Below are 17375 nucleotides of genomic sequence, written 5' to 3' on the forward strand. Positions count from 1 at the left end.
CTCCCGCCCACATTCCAGACCAGACACACCCCCCTCAGGGCAGACCGGACCACCGGATGCGCTGCTTCTTACTCCCCCACACGGGGCCACAAGGAACAGGCATCATGAACCATAGTCTCCCGCTTGCGGCGCTGACGAGCATCGCCGCGCTCGCCACCGCATTTCCCGCTGCAGCGCAAGACGCGCCGCCCGTCGATAGCGAGGCGCAAGCCGACAACAGCGTCGACACCGGCGAAGACCTGATAGTCACCGCACGCCGCCGCAACGAAGGCCTGCAGGACGTGCCGATCGCGGTGACCGTGGTCAGCAGCGAGCAGATCGACAACACCGGCAGCTTCAATGTCGGGCGGCTGACCAGCTCACGCCGACGCTGCAATTCTATTCGTCCAATCCCCGCAACACATCGGTCAACATCCGCGGGCTCGGCTCGCCGTTCGGGCTGACCAATGACGGGATCGAGCAGGGTGTCGGCATCTATGTCGACGACGTCTATTATTCGCGAGTCGCATCCGCGACCTTCGACTTCCTCGACGTCGCACGGATCGAAACGCTGCGCGGTCCGCAGGGGACGCTCTATGGCAAGAATACCACTGCCGGTGCCATCAACATCACCACCCGCCAGCCGACCTTCGATTTCGAGGCGCGCGCCGAGCTGACCATCGGCAACCTCGAGTTCAGGCAGGCCAAGGCGGCCATCTCCGGCCCGCTGTCCGAGACGCTCGCCGCCCGGCTGGCGGTGTCAGCGACGACGCGCCGCGGCACCATCTTCAACGTGACATCCGATCGCTACATCAACGAGCAGGACAATATCGGCGCGCGCTTCCAGCTGCTGTTCCAGCCGTCGGACCGGTTCAATGTCACATTCGCCGCCGACTGGAATCGCCAGCGGCCCGAATGCTGCGCGCAGATTTACGTGCGGACCGGCGCCACCCAGCGTCCGCTCAACCGCCAATATGCCGCGCTGGCAGCGGCGCAGGGTTATGCCGTGCCGAGCACCGATCCGTTCGACCGGCTGACCGACGTCGACGCCAGCCTCAACGCCGGCAACGAGATCGGCGGGCTCGCGCTGCGTGCGAACTGGGACGTCGGCCCGGGGACGCTGACCAGCGTCACGGCCTGGCGCTACTGGGACTGGCTGCCCGAGAATGACCGCGATTTCACCGGCCTGCCCATTACCACCGAATCCAACAACCCCAGCCAGCAGAACCAGTATACGCAGGAGCTGCGCTATTCGGTCGACGGCGAGCGCTTCGACTATGTGGTCGGTGCCTTCCTCTATCGCCAGACCATTCGCACGCAGGGCTTGCAGGTACAGGGCCCGGCGGCGAGCCGCTGGCTGCTCAACCCGTCGAGCGCGCTCGCCAACGACCCGTCCGTACTCAATGGCCTGACCGCCAACAACGACATCAGGCTCGACAATGACAGCGCAGCGCTGTTCGGCCAGTTGACCTGGCATGTCACCGATAGCTTCAGCGTCCAGCCGGGCATCCGCATCAACTATGGCAGCAAGGACGGGCTGTACGACAGCGTCGTCACCAACGGCGCCGGCCAGTTGGTCACCTTTGCCAGCACCGATCCGCGCATCGTCGCGCAGCGCGGGGTGCTCGCGCCGCAGCGGATCGAGCCGAGCTTCTCCGACTGGAATCTGAGCTACGATTTGACCGTCAACTACGAGCTGACCGACGATATCCTGGCCTACGCCACCTATGCGCGCAGCTTCAAATCGGGCGGGATCAATCTGAACGGCGTGCCCGCCAACGCGGCGGGCGAGCCGATCGTCGCGGCGGCGACCGTGCGGCCGGAAACCACCGACCATTTCGAGGTCGGCCTCAAGATGCAGTTTGCCGATCGCCGCGTGACCGTGAACCTGACCGGATTCTGGACCGATGTCTCCGATTATCAGGCGGTGGTGACCAACGGCCAGCTCGGCGTGCTGCGCGGCTATCTCGCCAATGCCGATGCGGTGCGGGTGCGCGGTTTCGAGCTGGATTCGTCCTGGCGGGTGAGCGACCGGTTCAACCTCTATCTGCGCGGTGCATACACCGATGGCGAATACAAGCGCTTCGTCGATGCGCCCTGCCCGCCGGAGCTGAGCGGCGGAACGACGGTCGGTGCGGGCCAGACCCCCGGCGCTCCGGGTGTCCCGGGCGCCCTGTCCCCGGCCAATTGCAACATCAGCGGCCAGGATCTGCCGGGTGTTTCCAAATGGTCGGGATCATGGGGGGCGGAGTATAACTATCCGCTGTCGCTGCTCGGCGGCGACGGGTTCGTCTATGCAGGCTATGACGGCAGTTACCGCTCGTCCTTCTCGTCCAACCCCACCCCGTCGATCTACACCAACGTGGATGGCTACAGCCTGCACAACTTCCGCATCGGTTTCCGCGCGGATGCCGGCTGGGATGTCTACGCCTTCGCCCGCAACGCGTTCGACGAGGAGTATTTCGAGCAGCTAGCGGTGCCATCGGGCAACACCGGCCTGATCGTCGGGCAGCCGGGCGATCCGGCGACTTATGGGATCACGCTGAAGTTCGAGCTTTGATGGGATGGTGACGGCGCAGCAGGGCGCGGTTCAGCCGACAGGCGAAAGGCTTGGCCCTTCCTGCGCCGCCACATCGAGCAGATGGCCGGTCTTGATCCACAGCAGGCATCCATCCTTGCTGCCGAATGTCCCTGACCAGCCGGGCGGATGGCGCAGCCAGCTCCCCGCCGGGTAGCGGCCTTCGCCATCCTCCAGGCTGCCTTGCACGACATAGATTTCGCTGCCCGCCGGGCAATCGTGGCGCACGCCGTCTATGCCCGGCTGCCAGCGCTGCAGCGCGACGGCCTCGCCGCCGTGGCGATGCAGTGGGCGAACGGATACACCGCCGACCGGGCTGGCCACGAATGCGGCATCGTCGGGCGCGAGGCTGAAATGCGCGCGGTCATCGGCGGCGAACTGATGCAGCTTGACGAGGATGGTACAGCCTTCCGCACTGTGAGGCGAATGGGCGGTGCCGATGGGATTGCGGACGTAGGTACCCGCCGGATAATCGCCATGTTCGTCGCTGAACACGCCGTCGAGCACCAGAAACTCCTCGCCGCCGCCATGCACATGGCGGGCAAAGCGGCTCTGCGGCGCATAGCGGACGATGCTGGTCGCACGCGCGACTTCCGCGCCGATCCTGTCGAGCATGCGGCGCTCGACGCCGGGCATCGGCGATGGCTGCCAGGCGATATCGCCGGGCCGAATCACCACCCGCTGGTCGAAATCGGCGTTGATCCTCACCCTGCTCTCCCGCGATGCCACAACAGGCGCAATCTATGCATCGCCCGGCCCAGTTTCCAGCGCAGCGGGATGCGCGGCTCAGCCGCGTCGCAATGACGGCGCGAACAGGCGGCGCTCATCGCTTCCCCATACCAGTCGATCACGGCGCTACAGCCCGAGGTCGGAGAGCGACGGGTGCGCATCGGGCCGACGGTCGCCCACGCCGTCGCGCGGCCAGCGCATCAGCCGGTCCGCCTCGGCAATCGCCAGATCGTTGATGCTGGCAATGCGCCGCGCCATGTGGCCGCTGTCGGCAAACTCCCAATTCTCATTGCCATAGCTGCGCCACCACTGGCCGGCGCTGTCATGCCATTCATAGGCAAAGCGCACTGCGATGCGATTGCCGTCATGCGCCCACAGCTCCTTGATCAGCCGATAATCCTGCTCGCGCTGCCATTTGGCGGCAAGAAAGGCTTCGATCGCGGTGCGCCCGGTCAGGAAGACATCGCGGTTCCGCCAGCGGCTGTCAGCGGTATAGGCCAGCGCGACCCGGGCCGGATCGCGGCTGTTCCAGGCATCCTCCGCCGCACGCACTTTGAGCACGGCAGAGTCGCGGGTGAAGGGCGGCAGCGGCGGGCGCGGTGCCTCGGCTCGATCGCGCGTCATGCGAAGGGCGTCGCAAATTCGACGCGAATGCCGCCTGGAATGGTGCAGATGAAATGCCGCACCACCGATCCTTCGCGCATCGGGCAGGGATCGAACTCGATCGCCGCGCCAGGCCAGCCGCGCACCTTTTCCGCCACGATATCCAGCGCGGCTGAATCCGCGACCTTCAGTGCCAGATGATGCAGCCCGGCGTTGCGCTTGCGGTCGAAACGGTTGGCAGAGGCCGGATCGGTGAGCTGCCACAGGGTAAGCAAGGTCGTGCCATCGGAGACGAAATGCGCCGGATAGTCGGGCACGCTGCCGACCGTGGTGAAGCCGAGGCCATCGCAGAAGAAATCGCGGGTCGCCTCGATATCCGGCACGGCGAGGCCGATATGATGCGCGCCGCTGGTCAGTGCAGTCATGGGTTTTCTCCTCGGTTCAGGGTGGATTTCAGATGCTCGAGCTCGGCACGCAGCCGGTCGCGCTCGGCAACCAGCGGTGCAACCGCCGCAGATATCTCGGCTTCGGTGAAGCGCGGGGTGATGTGCTGCGGGCAGTTCCAGTCGAACCCGATCACGTCGATGATGCACGCCCGTTCCGGCATCGCGCGGTAGCCCGCGGGCATCAGCGATGCGACCAGCGCAGGATCGGCAGCGGCGGCAATCATACGCGCATGGCCCAGCAGCTTCAGCCGGCGGCGGTTGGGGTAATCCATCAGGAACAGCGAGACGCGGTCATCGTCGATCAGATTGGCGGTGCTGACATGCTGGCGATTGCCACGATAATCGGCAAAGCCGAGCCGGTTGCCGGGCAACAGCCGCAGAAAGCCGCGCGGCCCGCCGCGATGCTGGACATAGGGCCAGCCTTCGCTGGTCGTGCTGGCCAGATAGAAACTGTCGCATTCGCCGATGAAGGCCTCTTCCTTTTCGCCCAGCAGATCGGGCGAGCCGTCGGCGCCTTCCTCCATCCGCGCATAGCCCGGCCGCGATCCGTCCTGTTCCTGCAATGCGCGGGTGCGGTCGGTGAACAGCGTATGGATATAGTTGCGGGCCATCGGGGTCGTCCTGTGTGACGGGTGCACGGCGCGCTTGGCGGGAGATATCGGCGGACCGTGCCGCTGCGGTATCGGCGCTTTCGCATTCCGTGATAATGCGCTAAAACGACATGACTTTATTCCGCACCAGGCAATAATCATCGACCGACTGACTGCCCTTGAGCTGTTCGTTGCCGTGGCCGATCAAGGCAGCTTTGTCGGCGCCGCGCGCAAGCTGCGGGTGTCCGCACCGGCAGCGACGCGCGCGATCGCCGAGCTGGAGGCGCGCCATGGCACGGCCCTGTTCCATCGATCGACACGCGCGGTAACGCTGACCGACGCAGGCGCGCAGTTCCTGCCGGTCGCACGCCGCGTGCTGGCCGATCTGGCCGAGGGCGAGCGCGCCCTGGCCGGGATTGCCGCGGAGCCACAGGGGCAGTTGCTCGTCACCGCGCCTGTGCTGTTCGGGCGGCTGCACGTCCTGCCGGTCATAAATGAGCTGATCGACCGCCACCCGGCGCTAGCGATCGAATTGATGCTGGTCGATCGCAACATCCGCATCGTCGAGGAAGGTGTCGATGTCGCGGTGCGGATCGGGCCGCTCGCCGACAGCGCCCTGCAGGCGGTACGCATCGGGCGGGTGCGGCAGATGATTGTCGCAAGCCCCGCCTATCTGGCGCGGTTCGGCGTGCCGCAATCGGGTGAGGAGCTGCGCCATCATCGGCTGATAGCCAGCCGTGGCCCGCGGGCGGTGGGCGAGTGGCGGATCGGTACGCAAAGCTACCGCATCCAGCCCCGGCTGCGCGTCAACAGCGTTGCATCGATGGTCGCTGCGGCAGAGGCCGGCACCGGCATCGCCAATCTGCTGAGCTATCAGGTGGCCGATGCGGTCGCTGCCGGACGGCTGATCGAGCTGCTGGCTGCGGACGCGCCGGAATGGCTGCCGGTATCGCTGTTGTTCGAAGGGTCACGCCGACGCAGTGCCGCGCTGCAGGCGTTCATCACGGCGATGCGCGAGCGTCGCCTGCCTTAGCGGGCACGGGTGCGGGGCGGTAATCGCCGCCCCGCACTGCGCGGAAATCAGAAGCGGAAACCGACGCCGGCCATGATCTGGTGCCGGGTCAGATCGGTGTTGAATTCGATGTCGGTATCCTCGTAGCGACCACCATTATAGTTGGTGTAGACATATTCGCCCTTGAGATAGAGGTTCCGCCCCAGGCCGAATTCGACACCCGCGCCGAGGTGGAAGCCGTCGACTTCGTCACCGTCGTTGAAATCCTCGATCGCGTCTTCGACATCGTCATAGCTGACGTTGATGCGGCCGTTGGAATAGCCGCCCTTGGCGTAGATCAGCGTGTTGGTGCCGAGCGGCACACCGGCGCGGACGCCGAGCGTGATGTTGCGACCCTGATCGATGCAGGCGACATCGGTGCCGAACACTTCGCTGCAATATTCGGCATCGGAGAAGTCGAGACCGGCATAGGCGCCGACCACCAGGCTTTCGCCAACGGGGAAATCGAAGCCGACTTCGGCACCATAGCCGAGGTCGCTCTGGCTGTCGCTACCCTCGAACGTATCGACGCCATCGTCGTAATCGGCCGAGACCTCGTTGATGTCGAGGCCGACGCGGCCTTCGATACGCAGGCCCGACGCGGCTTCCGCAGGCGATTCCTGGGCAGCCACCGGCGCGGCACAAGCCAGCGCAACAGCAGATGCTGAAAATAGATACTTCATCGAAACAATTCCTTTTGCGACCTTCGCCGTGATTCGGCTAGAGCCTTCCCTAGATTTTGAGCTAATCGAATCAATGATTATATTTTCTTCTATATTTCGTTTTATGAGGAACAAAACATAAGACGAAGTGTTGACGACAATATTTCATATCCGAAACATTGAATCGTTTAATTTCTGCCTGTTTCATCCGAACCAGACAAGAAACCACAGTCCGGGCCAGCGCTGTGCATCGCGGGCAACGCGTGCTAACGGCGCGCGCATGCTCTCCCTCGATTCCGTCACCGTGCGCCTTGGCGGACGCACCATTCTCGACGGCGCCTCGGCGTCGCTGCCGCCCAGGTCACGTGTCGGGCTGATCGGTCGCAACGGTGCGGGCAAATCGACGCTGATGAAGACGATCATCGGCGCGATCGACCCCGACGGCGGCAGCGTCTCGATGCCGCGCGGCACGCGGATGGGTTACATCGCGCAGGATGCGCCGAGCGGCACCGCCACCCCGTTCGATACGGTGCTCGCTGCCGATACAGAACGGGCAGCGCTGCTGGCCGAAGCCGAAACCAGCACCGATCCCGACCGGCTGGGCGATGTGCATGAGCGGCTGATCGCCATCGACGCCTATACCGCCCCGGCCCGCGCCGGGCGTATCCTGGCGGGACTCGGCTTCGATGACGAAATGCAGCAGCAGCCGCTGGACAGTTTTTCAGGCGGCTGGAAGATGCGCGTTGCGCTCGGCGCGCTGCTGTTTTCCGAGCCCGACCTGCTGCTGCTCGACGAGCCATCGAACCACCTCGATCTCGAAGCGACGCTGTGGCTGGAAAACTTCCTCAAGGACTATCGCGCCACGGTGCTGGTGATCAGCCATGAGCGCGATCTCCTCAACAATGTCGTCGATCACATCCTCCACCTCGAACGCGGCAAGGTAACGCTCTACCCCGGCGGCTATAACGCGTTCGAGACGCAGCGGGCCGAGCGGCTGGCGCAGCTGGCGGCGGCCCGGGAAAAGCAGGCCGCCGAGCGCGCCAAGCTGGCCGATTATGTCGCCCGCAACTCCGCGCGCGCCAGCACCGCCAAGCAGGCGCAGAGCCGCGCCAAGGCGCTCGCCCGCATGCAGCCGATTGCAGCGGCGATGGAGGATCCCAGCCTCGCCTTCGCCTTCCCCGACCCCAGCGCCCTGCGCCCGCCGCTGATCACGCTCGATTTCGCCGCCGTCGGCTACAGCGAAACACCGATCCTCAGCCGCCTCAACCTGCGCATCGACCCGGACGACCGCATCGCACTGCTCGGCAAGAACGGTAACGGCAAGACCACGCTGGCCCGGCTGCTCGCGGCCCAACTGACGCCGATGGCGGGGGACATGACCGCGTCGGCCAAGATGACGGTCGGCTATTTCACCCAGTATCAGGTCGAGGAGCTCGATGGCGACGACACGCCGGTCGAGCATATGACCCGCGCCATGGCCGGCGCGACCCAGGGAGCGGTGCGCGCCCAGCTCGGGCGGTTCGGCTTTTCGGGGCCGCTCGCGACGCAGAAGGTGGGCAAGCTCTCCGGCGGCGAGCGCGCGCGGCTGGCGCTCGCCCTGATCACCCGCAACGCCCCGCACCTCCTCATCCTCGACGAGCCGACCAACCACCTCGACGTCGACAGCCGCGAGGCGCTGGTACAAGCGCTCAACGATTATTCGGGCGCAGTGGTGCTGGTCAGCCACGATCGCCACATGGTCGAGCTGGTCGCCGACCGGCTGGTGCTGGTCGATGGTGGCGCCGCCAGGGATTATGCCGGCAGCCTTGAGGATTACACCGACTTCGTGCTGGGCCGTGGCAGCACGGGCAGCGCCGAAGACAAATCCGCGCCGCTGTCGAAAGCCGACCGCAAGGCCGACAAGCGCGCCGCTGCCGAAGCGCGGGAACGGCTACGCACGCTGCAGGCGGATGTGGCGCGGACCGAAAAGGCGCTGGCCGAACTTACCGCCCGGCGCAGCCGCATCGACCGCGCGATGTTCGACCCGGCGAGCGCCGGCCCGGACGAGCGCGATTGCACGATGAGCGAACTCAGCCGCCGCCGCGCCGATGTCGAGAAGCGCATCGAAGCGGCGGAGGCGGCGTGGATGGAAGCGGTGGAAGCGATGGATGCGCTCGGCGAAGCGGCGTAATTTTCAGTAGTTGCCAGAGTATGGCCTTGCCTGCAGGGCGATCTTGCAACAAATTAACCCGTCTATACTTGCGTAGATCGTAGTTCCGACGCGGGAACTACAGGGGGATGTGATCGATGTGCGACCTGCGTTCGCTGATGCTGCCGTTGGCAATGCTGGCAATGGCGTCGAGTGCTGACGCGCAGCAGGCCGATGCAACGGCGCCACCACCTGCAGACGCGCTGGAAGCTGAGCTGAAGACCATCGCGCTCGCTGATCTGCAAGCCATCGTCACCGCGCAAGGACACCGCATCACTGAATCCTCGACCGATCCAGACGATCTGTGGGTCAATGCCGAAACCGACGGCAATCTGCGCTACATAGTATCGGCGACGGACTGTGCGCATCGTGAAGAGCGTGGCTGCTTTGCGATGCTGATCAGCATCTATTTCGACAATCCGGACAACAATGTGCTGCTCGATCGGATCAACAAGGCCAATCTGGCGGTGCCATCAGTCCAAGTCTGGCTGGATCGTGCCAATGACAATCGCATCGGCTTTTCACGTCTGGCAACATTACATGGCGGCCGCACCCGCCGCTCGTTGGCGCTGGAACTGGATCTGGTACTGGTTGAGTTCTGGGCAGCCTATGATCAGGTCTGGCCAGACCGGCGAGCATCGGAAGGCAAGGCCAACTGAGGCGAGTGCGTCTGCCCAGGCCAGTTTGCAGACGATCACCGGCCGGACAAGCAGGCTTATGTGTCAAGGCCAACACTTGAGGACGCCATGCCCCGCGCTGCTGCCAAGGGATGGTTTCCTGAGATAGTACCCAGGACAATTTCTGTGCGGGGGAATGGTGGAGCCTAGCTCCACTAAATGGTGATCCGACGCGGTAAGATGTTAGCCATAGATCGTCGCTTTTCTGGCATTGTTAGCGGGATTTGGTCTCATATTGTCCATTGACGTCCAAGCCCAGTTCCCACATTGGTGTGGGAACGAATGAGGGAACGCGGACATGGGCAAGCTGACGGCAGTGGCAGTGAAAGCAGCAACGGCACCGGGGCGCTATCAGGACGGCAACAGCCTGCAACTGCTGGTCAAGCCAAGTGGAGCACAATCGTGGGTGTTGCGGATACAGGTCGATGGCAAGCGTAGGGACATCGGGCTGGGGTCGACCGCAACGGTTACCCTGAAAGAGGCCCGTGAAAAGTCCGACGAGCTTCGCAGGATGTATCAGCGCGGTGCCGACCCGCTTGCCGAGCGCCGAGCGGCCAAGCTCGCTGCCACCGTCATTCCAACATTCCGCGATGCAGCGATCGCTGCCCATGGCGAGCACAAGGACGGCTGGCGCAACGTGAAGCATCGTGCCGATTGGCTATCGAGTCTGGAACGCTACGCCTTCCCGGCACTGGGTGGCATCCGAGTGGACTTGATCGACGCACCTGCCGTGCGCGACGCCTTGCTCCCGATTTGGCTCGACCGACCAGAGACGGCACGACGCGTCCGTCAACGGATCAAGCTTGTGGTCGATTGGGCAGCCGCCAAGGGTTATCGTCCGACATTGGACCTGAGCGGCATAGCCAAGGCCCTGCCCCGCCAGCCCAAGAGCGAGAGCCACTTCGCCGCCATGCCTTATGAGCAGGTGCCCGCGTTCGTCGCATCCCTCAAGGCATCTAACGAGACTATATCGAAGTTGGCCCTGCAGTTCCTGATACTCACCGCGGCCCGGTCGGGTGAAGTGCGCGGTGCCACGTGGCCGGAGATCGATCTTGAGGCGCAGACATGGACCATCCCCGGCAGCCGGATGAAAGCCGGCAAGGCGCATGTCGTGCCGCTTAGCGACGCTGCACTCACCATACTGGCCCGGGTCCGGCAAATCCGCACTCGAGGGGATGCTGTCGTCTTCCCTGGCACAAAAGGGCAACCGCTCAGCGACATGACCATGCTCAAGATCATGCGCGACCGCTCGTTGCCGTTTTCTGTGCATGGTTTTCGTTCAGCGTTCAAAACTTGGGCTGTGGAAGCAACAAGCTTTCCAGACGCGGTGAGCGAGGCAGCTCTGGCTCATATCGACGCGAACAAAGTGCGCGCCGCTTACTCCCGAACCGACTTTCGCCAACAGCGCACTGAATTGATGGCAACGTGGGCAAACTTTATAGGGGATGGTGGGACGAACGCCCGAGTGGTTCAGTCGCATTCCCCTTGATTAAGACAGTCGCACTTTCTCGGTAACCGACGCCTATCTGGTGTCGCGCCGCCAGCGGAAGAAGGTCAAAATACTGTTCCACCACCTTAAACGCATCCTCAAACTTGATCGCCTGCGCCTGCGAGGTCCGACTGGCGCAAAGGACGAGTTCCATCCCGCAGCGCCGCCAAGAATCTCCGGAAGCTGGCCAAGATGACCCTCATGCCCGGACGGACTCTCGCCTAATCGGCAAGGCCGTCCCGATCAAACACGATCAGCGTCTATGCCTAAACGTCGCCAAGGCAGACTTTTCAGCAGAACAGACCTTATTGCGGACATTCAGCGCCCCCAATGGAACTGCCGGAAGGTGCCGTTAGATCGGAGGAGTTTTGCAGCTACGCTAGGCTCGGTTTGATGAGCTGAACGGTCCGCAGTCACGGTCCGGCTGTTGCTGGTCCCGTGGAACCGCGATAGCACTGCTTCCAATGAGGATTCCTGTTGAAGAGCTAGTCAAAGTTGTGCTCGCCCGGCGCGTGTCTGAGGCAGCCGATGCCGTTGATGAGCGTCCATTGGTCGTGATGGCTGCGGACAGGGACAAGTGGAACGACTTCAGCAAGAACTTCCACGCGGACCTGCACGTCCTCACCGACGTTGCGGAGTTTGATCTGCGAGCGTTCCTCGTCTTTGCCGATGCGAGCCGCTCGCGCGGGAAGATCGAGGAGCTTCTAGGCGATCAGCCTGTGTTGCCCTTCGACGAGATCGATCATCCGTTTTGCTCTATCCTTGTCGATGACAAGACGTATCGAACCTTCGTTGAGCGGTTGGGATTGCCCCGTGCTGTCTCGGCGCTAAGGCAGATGCACGACATCGTGCTCAGCAACGCTGAGGGGGGTGATGACAATTTCTTGGAGCTCACACGAACGCAGGACTTCCACGAGGCGGCATTGCGCCAGGAACGAACATGGGTGGCGCTGCGTCGGGGCGCGCGGCATCTCAGGTTGGAGCCACTAGCGGAAGTGCCGGATGCGGCGCAGGCCTTCAGCCTCACGGCTGACCTTCCGGGGTTGCCCGGACCATACCAATTAGCGGTTGAGTTTGAGCACCATCCAGTTCTCCGTGGGCGCATCTTCGTGCTAGTAGGCAAGAATGGGACGGGGAAAACCCGACTGATCCGCTCGCTGATTGATGGTCTTCGAGACGATGCCCCGTGGCCCGAACTCCGCGGCGAGGGGCCAGCAGCAATGCTTGAGCCGCGGCCCCGATTATCCAAGCTGGTTGTGCTTTCATCGGTGGCAACCGATCCTTACCCCCGGAGCATCCCCCCATGGGCGGGCCTAGACTACCGTTACCATTCGATGATCGGCCGGAGGGAGGACACCGAGGATGATCTCACGATGGCCCTCGTCGACTGCCTGCGCGAGGACGTGGAGGAAGGCACATTTGAAGTAGGTGGCCGAATGGCGCTGCTGCGGGAGATGATCGCGCCCCTTGGGATCAACGAGGACCTGTTCGTAAAACTGCGGGAGGTCGATCCTCCTGACAACTTAGGCGGGCACGTCATCGAACACGGTGGCGAACTCTTCGCTCGGCTCTTCAAAGTCCAAGGTGAGCACCGCCGCCTCCGGATGGTCGCGCGCATCGTAGAGGGTACCTCGCCGGCCGTCATCGTGGACGGGCAGCGTCGACAGCTCAGCAGCGGTGAGCTGGCGATTCTGCGATTTGCCGCGCAGGCGACTGCGTCGGCTGAACGGGGAACCCTTTTCCTCTTCGATGAGCCAGAGACTCACCTCCATCCCAACTTCATCTCCCGCTTTATGTCCACATTGGGACGGCTCCTCGACCTCACGGGTTCAGCGGCGATGATCGCGACACATTCGGCGTATATCGTCCGGGAAGTGGCCAGCAGGCGCGTCCGGATCCTCTCCTTCGGTGAGGATGGGGCCATCGCAGATGAGCCGAGAATCCAGACCTTCGGGTCGGGAGTGGACACGATCTCCCAGTTCGTGTTCGGCGACACGGCACCTGACCATATGTACCTGAAGACCCTCCGGGATTGGCTGGCGACGCAGCCCGACGAACTGACCGTCGACCAGCTGGTGCAGCAGTTCGCAGACGAGCTCAACCCCGAGACACTGTCCTACATCGCGAGACTCATCCGGGCGAAGCATTAGAATGAAGTACCTGCCGCCTCCTGCCGGCACCGGCGATGCGCCATTCGAGGGCGTTTGGGCGCAGCCACAGTGGCAAGCCCACCAGGCTAGGTGGCAGCAAGCGAATGAGGAGTACCGCTTGAGCGGCGGCAATCCTTGGGCGGTCGAACCCGCCGATTTCGGTGTCGATATAGCCGCTGACCAGCGGCTGCTATGGGAGGGGCGGCGGCGCAGCCGACCCATCCGAGCGATCCGGAGCGCAAAGCTCAATTGCTGTCCGGTTTGCGGCTCGCAGACCACCGGATCCGTGGACCATTACCTACCGCGGGATTTCTACCCCGAGTTCTCAATCCTTTTCGAGAATCTCATACCGGCGTGTGCCCACTGCAACTCGGCAGGGAAGGGAAATACATACAAGGGAGAGGCAGAGCCAACGCGCTTCATCCACCCATATTTTGATGCTTGGGCGAGCGACGTGTTGTGGCAGGTCAGGCCGGTGCCTCCATTTGAAGCTGCTACCTTCGTAGCACTTCCCGAGGATGGCCTACCGGACGATCGTGCTACTATTGTGGCCTTCCACCTTGGTCACGTGCTCGGCGAACAGTGGAACCTGTTCAACGAGCGTTACTGGGGTCAGCTGCACCAGCTCCTCCTCGGTCCAGAACCTCGCGCTGAGGAATTTGCGGGGCTGGAGCTGCCCTTGGCGCGCCGGCTTTGGGACGCGGAATGCCTCAACGGACGGAACAGCTGGGAATCGGCCCTTCTGCGCGGCATCGCCCGGAACGAGCTCGCCAAGGAACATCTGCTTGGAAGGATCGAGGCCTTGCTAGGGTGACAGTGGCGTAGGACTAACAAACGTAGCGCGGCCGGGGCGTCGTGGCATCGCTTCAAGGGAGCGGGTAGTGTCTCAGTTTGAATTTAGCCCATCGGCCCAGCCGACGAGACCGCCTTGCCCCAATCTGCACGTTTAGGGGGTTTCGGCGGCCTGCTCTTTGGTCGATCATCCGGGTGGACCCAATCGGCAGGGGGGTCGTAGGCGGGTGGTCGCACAATCAGACCTTTTTTCCCCTGCACCGTCGCACCCATTACGCAACGCTCAAGCATTGGCAGGGACACATTGCGACGATCTACTCCAAGGCCTTTGTAGTCCGGCGGATATGTTTGGCCCGGCGGGATCGCAGCCAGCAGCCGCTTCCCATTCGGTTCTAGCAGACGTTTGAAAAACTTGCCGGTCGCCACCTGATCGGAGTCGGCGGAAAGCAGAAACGCTGTGTCATACACATCTGCCAGTCCGTCGCAGATTACAGATAGAGCAACATTTATATCCGACTGCTTCTCTTGGAATGTTCCATCGGCTGGCACGTGGTGGCCGCGCAAAATCTCCACTCCGCGCGCCACTTGCGCGTTGTTAAAGGTCTGGTGGCGCTCAAACGAACCTGGTTTGTGCGCGGGCACTGCGGTGCAGAAAACGACTTTGACGAGCGCGAGCCCCTCTTGCTTGCAGAGCATTTCTCCCAATCGCCAGAGGCAAGCCCACTTTAGGTGGTTCAACCCAGTTTCGTGAATGGGGTGGTAAAGGTTAAACCCATCGATGTAGAGCGCTCCGCGCTTCGCATTTTGAGGTTGACTTTCGGTCTCTATCACACTAGATGCCCCAACATCGATGCCAATCTGTTCTCAGGTTGGTGGAAGCCCCGGCAATGCCGGGGCTTTTTCGTTTCAAGCTCGTTTTTTGTATAGTCCACGCTTCTTAGGTGCCGGTGCCAACTCATCGATCTTAGCAATCACATCGTCCAAAGACCAGAGACGGTCGGTGATGCCCGCTGCCATCGCTGGCGACATGCGCAGTGTCTTGTGAATGCGGGTGAAGTTGTAGAACACGAAATACAGCGCCAGCGCGTGAATGTGATTGTCCAGCTTCTTGCTGAATGCAAGAGCTTGGATTAAAAATCAGAAACCTAGAAAGTGATCAAGAACTTCAAGATAGCATTCTTTCTATTCATCACGCTTTCATTATCTCGCTAGCTAATAGCGGCATTACTAAAATTGTTGAAAATCATAAGGGTGTGTCGCACGTCAAGACTGTGGTCCCCACCGGGTTTTAGCCGCAGCCTTAGCAATTTCAGACCGCCGCTCCGGCGTCATGTTAGCAGCCCGCTTCTTGCCCCCAAGGCTCCCAAGCTGCGCAGCCGCATTTGACGCGCCTTCGCGCTCGTCCTCAATCTCGCCAGTCGCAATCTTGCCGATCATGACAGCAAGGCCGATGGCATCGGCTGGACGCTTTTCGCCGTTTGGGGCCTTAGGCATCCCCCGCCCCCTTTTTCACTTTGGTATTGTTGCCCTCAACCCAGCCTAGCATCCAAGCAACCTTTACCTGTCCTCGCTTAAAGGGGTTATCCTCCATTGGCTTTCCGGCAGTCCCGGCTGCATGGCCCATACTCCATGCCCTATCTGATGTGGCTCGCATATCGCCTCCATGCTTTGCGCTAAGCATATGGGCAACGGCGGCTGGAAGCGATAGGCTGGCGCGTCAAAATTCAAACTGAGACACTACCAGGGAGCGCTAATGGCAGGAGCGGACAATCTGGGAGCTGGCGTCTTTGGTCCAGCGGTGCCTGTGGAGACGGTGACCGATCGCATCCGCTGGACGGATCAAGTCTATGGGCGCGGCTCCCGCGAAAATCCGATCCTTTCGTTCTCCAAGCCAGACTCGAGGAAACGTAGCTACACCAGCACCGTCCTCAGAATGGTCGACTGGCAGGCTGATTTCATCGCGCAGATCGTACCGGCCTCAACGCCAAAGCCGGTTCAGCCGGAACTCGTTGGCCGAGTGGTGGCGCTGGTCACAATCTGGCCCAAGGAGGGTGCGACCCGCGATTTCATCGCGCCGGGGCAGGAGACGGAGTGGGATGCGGATCGATGGCGCGATGCGATCCTGCTTCGTGAGGTCTGGTGGCTTGTGAACCCTCCCCTCCTGCGGGATATTTATCCGGCAGATCATCTCCGTCATATAACGTCCGGCGCACGTGCAAAACTTGGAAGGCCCCTCCCGGCCCTCTTCGAAGCCCTTCGGCACCAGGAGGTGGTGCAGGTGCTTGATCTTCACCGTACCCCTAAGGCGGCCAATTGGATTGCGCAGCAGGACCTACCTGGCGGCACAACCGAAGTTCTGTCAAAGCGCCGCAACGGGAAAGGCGGCTACGTTTATGCTCTCTCGCTACGAGAATACCCGGGCCTCCTGAAGGTCGGTTCCGCATTCGAAGTCGAGGCAAGGATGCGGTGCCTGAGTACGGGCGTGCCGACCGATTTCGAAATCGCCGCGAGCGTCCCGTTCTCGGATTGCAGGGCGGCCGAACTGAAAATCCACTCCCGTCTGTCTCGGCTCCGGCCGGACCGAGAATGGTTCAAGGCGAGCGTGAACGAATTCCTAAAAGCGGCAGCAGACGTTCAAGCCGGCTGGCACTGAATATGCCTGCTGCACGTTCGGCCTCGAACACGGCACCGACCCGCAACTCGGTCGGGTCGGTGCCATCAGCGAGCAGCTGACGAAAACCCGCCTTGGCAAAACCAAGCCCATCAGGGCCGCTGTTCTTCGGCGCCTGCGGCAACCCCAACCGCACCAATGGTAGATAGGCTCGAACCCAGTAGAGAGCGACTAGACCGAGCGGGATCTCGATTGCATCAGCCTCGTTCGCGGCGGCCCAAGCAGCTCCGGGCGATTGCTTGGCAACGCGCGCCACCGCCCGCAGCAGCCCCAGCTTGTAGGTCGATGACTTATCATCGGCGAGGACAATGCCCCTGATCAATGGCAGTGCGCCGGTACCATCGTCCGGCATACGGAGCACGACGCTGGTCCAGGTCACGCCATCGCGCTGCTGCAGATCATCCGACGGCTGGACCTTCAACACCTCCATTCCATGGGAGCGCGCCAATCCCTCGATTTCCGTAGGCGACGTCGGGTGCATCGGCCGGTCCGCCGGCGACGGGCCTGCGCGAAGGGTCATGGCCAGCACGCCGCCCGGCCGAAGCAGGGTCACCATTTTGCGAAAGGCACGCGCCCGGTCGGTGGGGATCACGTGCTGCCACACGGCCGACAGAGTAATCAGATCAAATGAGAGAGCCAGCCGATGCACGCGATCCAGCGTTGGCAGCCGATCGTCGAGCCAACGGACATCATCGCCGCAGATCGCTTGTCCATGGCTTCGCAATCCCTCTGCCGGCTCAACTGCGACAACATCGAACCCGAGCGATTGT

General features: G+C 62.5%; 14 protein-coding genes and 4 pseudogenes. 9 read left to right on the forward strand and 9 right to left on the reverse strand.

From position 1 onward, the window contains the following. The first annotated feature begins 104 nt into the window (after window positions 1–104). Window positions 105–2539 (forward strand): annotated as a pseudogene (locus tag AC0QC4_RS00975) (TonB-dependent receptor). Window positions 2540–2569: 30 nt separating this feature from the next. Here the strand turns inward: AC0QC4_RS00975 and AC0QC4_RS00980 are convergent. From AC0QC4_RS00980 to AC0QC4_RS00995, 4 genes are all read right to left on the reverse strand, one after another. Next, window positions 2570–3265 carry a cupin domain-containing protein gene (locus AC0QC4_RS00980; protein ID WP_483657751.1) on the reverse strand — a complete coding sequence of 232 codons (696 nt, stop codon included), beginning with the start codon at window positions 3263–3265 and terminating at the stop codon, window positions 2570–2572. A 147-nt stretch (window positions 3266–3412) separates the two neighbouring features. Next, the gene (locus tag AC0QC4_RS00985; protein WP_483657754.1) at window positions 3413–3910 is read right to left on the reverse strand and encodes a nuclear transport factor 2 family protein; all 498 of its coding nucleotides are present in this window, start codon (window positions 3908–3910) and stop codon (window positions 3413–3415) included. Continuing rightward, the gene (locus AC0QC4_RS00990) at window positions 3907–4314 is read right to left on the reverse strand and encodes a VOC family protein (RefSeq protein WP_483657755.1); all 408 of its coding nucleotides are present in this window, start codon (window positions 4312–4314) and stop codon (window positions 3907–3909) included. The genes AC0QC4_RS00985 and AC0QC4_RS00990 overlap by 4 nt, the downstream gene beginning before the upstream one ends. Next, a complete protein-coding gene (locus AC0QC4_RS00995) occupies window positions 4311–4946 on the reverse strand; it encodes a pyridoxamine 5'-phosphate oxidase family protein (RefSeq protein ID WP_483657758.1) in 636 nt (211 codons plus the stop codon). The genes AC0QC4_RS00990 and AC0QC4_RS00995 overlap by 4 nt, the downstream gene beginning before the upstream one ends. Window positions 4947–5094: 148 nt before the next feature. Between AC0QC4_RS00995 and AC0QC4_RS01000 the strand changes: the two genes are divergently transcribed. Then, window positions 5095–5958 carry a LysR family transcriptional regulator gene (locus AC0QC4_RS01000; RefSeq protein ID WP_483658632.1) on the forward strand — a complete coding sequence of 288 codons (864 nt, stop codon included), beginning with the start codon at window positions 5095–5097 and terminating at the stop codon, window positions 5956–5958. A gap of 47 nt (window positions 5959–6005) precedes the next feature. Here the strand turns inward: AC0QC4_RS01000 and AC0QC4_RS01005 are convergent, their stop codons facing one another. Further along, window positions 6006–6659 (reverse strand): outer membrane protein, encoded by a 654-nt coding sequence (locus AC0QC4_RS01005; protein WP_483657762.1) that lies wholly within the window; start codon window positions 6657–6659, stop codon window positions 6006–6008. A 259-nt stretch (window positions 6660–6918) separates the two neighbouring features. Between AC0QC4_RS01005 and AC0QC4_RS01010 the strand changes: the two genes are divergently transcribed. From AC0QC4_RS01010 to AC0QC4_RS01035, 6 genes and pseudogenes are all read left to right on the forward strand, one after another. Next, window positions 6919–8808 carry an ABC-F family ATP-binding cassette domain-containing protein gene (locus AC0QC4_RS01010; RefSeq protein WP_483657764.1) on the forward strand — a complete coding sequence of 630 codons (1890 nt, stop codon included), beginning with the start codon at window positions 6919–6921 and terminating at the stop codon, window positions 8806–8808. 116 nt (window positions 8809–8924) lie between these two features. Beyond that, window positions 8925–9485 carry a type III secretion system chaperone family protein gene (locus tag AC0QC4_RS01015; protein WP_483657765.1) on the forward strand — a complete coding sequence of 187 codons (561 nt, stop codon included), beginning with the start codon at window positions 8925–8927 and terminating at the stop codon, window positions 9483–9485. Window positions 9486–9801: 316 nt separating this feature from the next. Continuing rightward, entirely contained in the window at window positions 9802–10992 is a 1191-nt protein-coding gene (locus AC0QC4_RS01020) for a tyrosine-type recombinase/integrase (RefSeq protein WP_483657767.1), read from the forward strand. Window positions 10993–11017: 25 nt separating this feature from the next. Next, window positions 11018–11217, forward strand: a pseudogene (locus tag AC0QC4_RS01025) (IS5/IS1182 family transposase); the annotation flags it as partial. 239 nt (window positions 11218–11456) lie between these two features. Beyond that, window positions 11457–13142: an AAA family ATPase gene (locus AC0QC4_RS01030; protein WP_483657768.1), complete on the forward strand. Its 1686-nt coding sequence runs from the start codon at window positions 11457–11459 to the stop codon at window positions 13140–13142. Between the two features lies 1 nt (window position 13143). Further along, on the forward strand, window positions 13144–13956 hold the full coding sequence (locus AC0QC4_RS01035; RefSeq protein ID WP_483657770.1) for an HNH endonuclease: 813 nt from the start codon (window positions 13144–13146) through the stop codon (window positions 13954–13956). Between the two features lie 83 nt (window positions 13957–14039). On the opposite strand, the gene AC0QC4_RS01040 is transcribed toward AC0QC4_RS01035, so the two are convergent. From AC0QC4_RS01040 to AC0QC4_RS01050, 3 genes and pseudogenes are all read right to left on the reverse strand, one after another. Then, a complete protein-coding gene (locus tag AC0QC4_RS01040; RefSeq protein ID WP_483657772.1) occupies window positions 14040–14765 on the reverse strand; it encodes a PIN domain-containing protein in 726 nt (241 codons plus the stop codon). 75 nt (window positions 14766–14840) lie between these two features. Beyond that, window positions 14841–15050: pseudogene (locus AC0QC4_RS01045) on the reverse strand (IS1 family transposase); the annotation flags it as partial. 370 nt (window positions 15051–15420) lie between these two features. Continuing rightward, window positions 15421–15615 carry a ribosome modulation factor gene (locus AC0QC4_RS01050; RefSeq protein ID WP_483657774.1) on the reverse strand — a complete coding sequence of 65 codons (195 nt, stop codon included), beginning with the start codon at window positions 15613–15615 and terminating at the stop codon, window positions 15421–15423. 132 nt (window positions 15616–15747) lie between these two features. On the opposite strand from AC0QC4_RS01050, the gene AC0QC4_RS01055 reads away from it, so the two are divergent. Then, window positions 15748–16587, forward strand: coding sequence for a GIY-YIG nuclease family protein (locus AC0QC4_RS01055; RefSeq protein WP_483657775.1), 840 nt, complete (start codon window positions 15748–15750; stop codon window positions 16585–16587). On the opposite strand, the pseudogene AC0QC4_RS01060 reads toward AC0QC4_RS01055, so the two are convergent. Beyond that, window positions 16526–17338: pseudogene (locus AC0QC4_RS01060) on the reverse strand (methyltransferase domain-containing protein); the annotation flags it as partial. The gene AC0QC4_RS01055 and the pseudogene AC0QC4_RS01060 sit on opposite strands and share 62 nt — an antisense overlap. Window positions 17339–17375 lie beyond the last annotated feature (37 nt).

This window comes from Sphingomonas sp. jy18 (assembly GCF_056931895.1).

Coding starts and splice junctions, on each gene's coding strand:
- AC0QC4_RS00995 (WP_483657758.1), bottom strand. CDS start 4,946: ATGGCCCGCAACTATATCCATACGCTGTTCACCGACCGCACCCGCGCA.
- AC0QC4_RS00985 (WP_483657754.1), bottom strand. CDS start 3,910: ATGACGCGCGATCGAGCCGAGGCACCGCGCCCGCCGCTGCCGCCCTTC.
- AC0QC4_RS01015 (WP_483657765.1), top strand. CDS start 8,925: ATGTGCGACCTGCGTTCGCTGATGCTGCCGTTGGCAATGCTGGCAATG.
- AC0QC4_RS01050 (WP_483657774.1), bottom strand. CDS start 15,615: ATGCTTAGCGCAAAGCATGGAGGCGATATGCGAGCCACATCAGATAGG.
- AC0QC4_RS01030 (WP_483657768.1), top strand. CDS start 11,457: ATGAGGATTCCTGTTGAAGAGCTAGTCAAAGTTGTGCTCGCCCGGCGC.
- AC0QC4_RS00990 (WP_483657755.1), bottom strand. CDS start 4,314: ATGACTGCACTGACCAGCGGCGCGCATCATATCGGCCTCGCCGTGCCG.
- AC0QC4_RS01005 (WP_483657762.1), bottom strand. CDS start 6,659: ATGAAGTATCTATTTTCAGCATCTGCTGTTGCGCTGGCTTGTGCCGCG.
- AC0QC4_RS01010 (WP_483657764.1), top strand. CDS start 6,919: ATGCTCTCCCTCGATTCCGTCACCGTGCGCCTTGGCGGACGCACCATT.
- AC0QC4_RS01020 (WP_483657767.1), top strand. CDS start 9,802: ATGGGCAAGCTGACGGCAGTGGCAGTGAAAGCAGCAACGGCACCGGGG.
- AC0QC4_RS01035 (WP_483657770.1), top strand. CDS start 13,144: ATGAAGTACCTGCCGCCTCCTGCCGGCACCGGCGATGCGCCATTCGAG.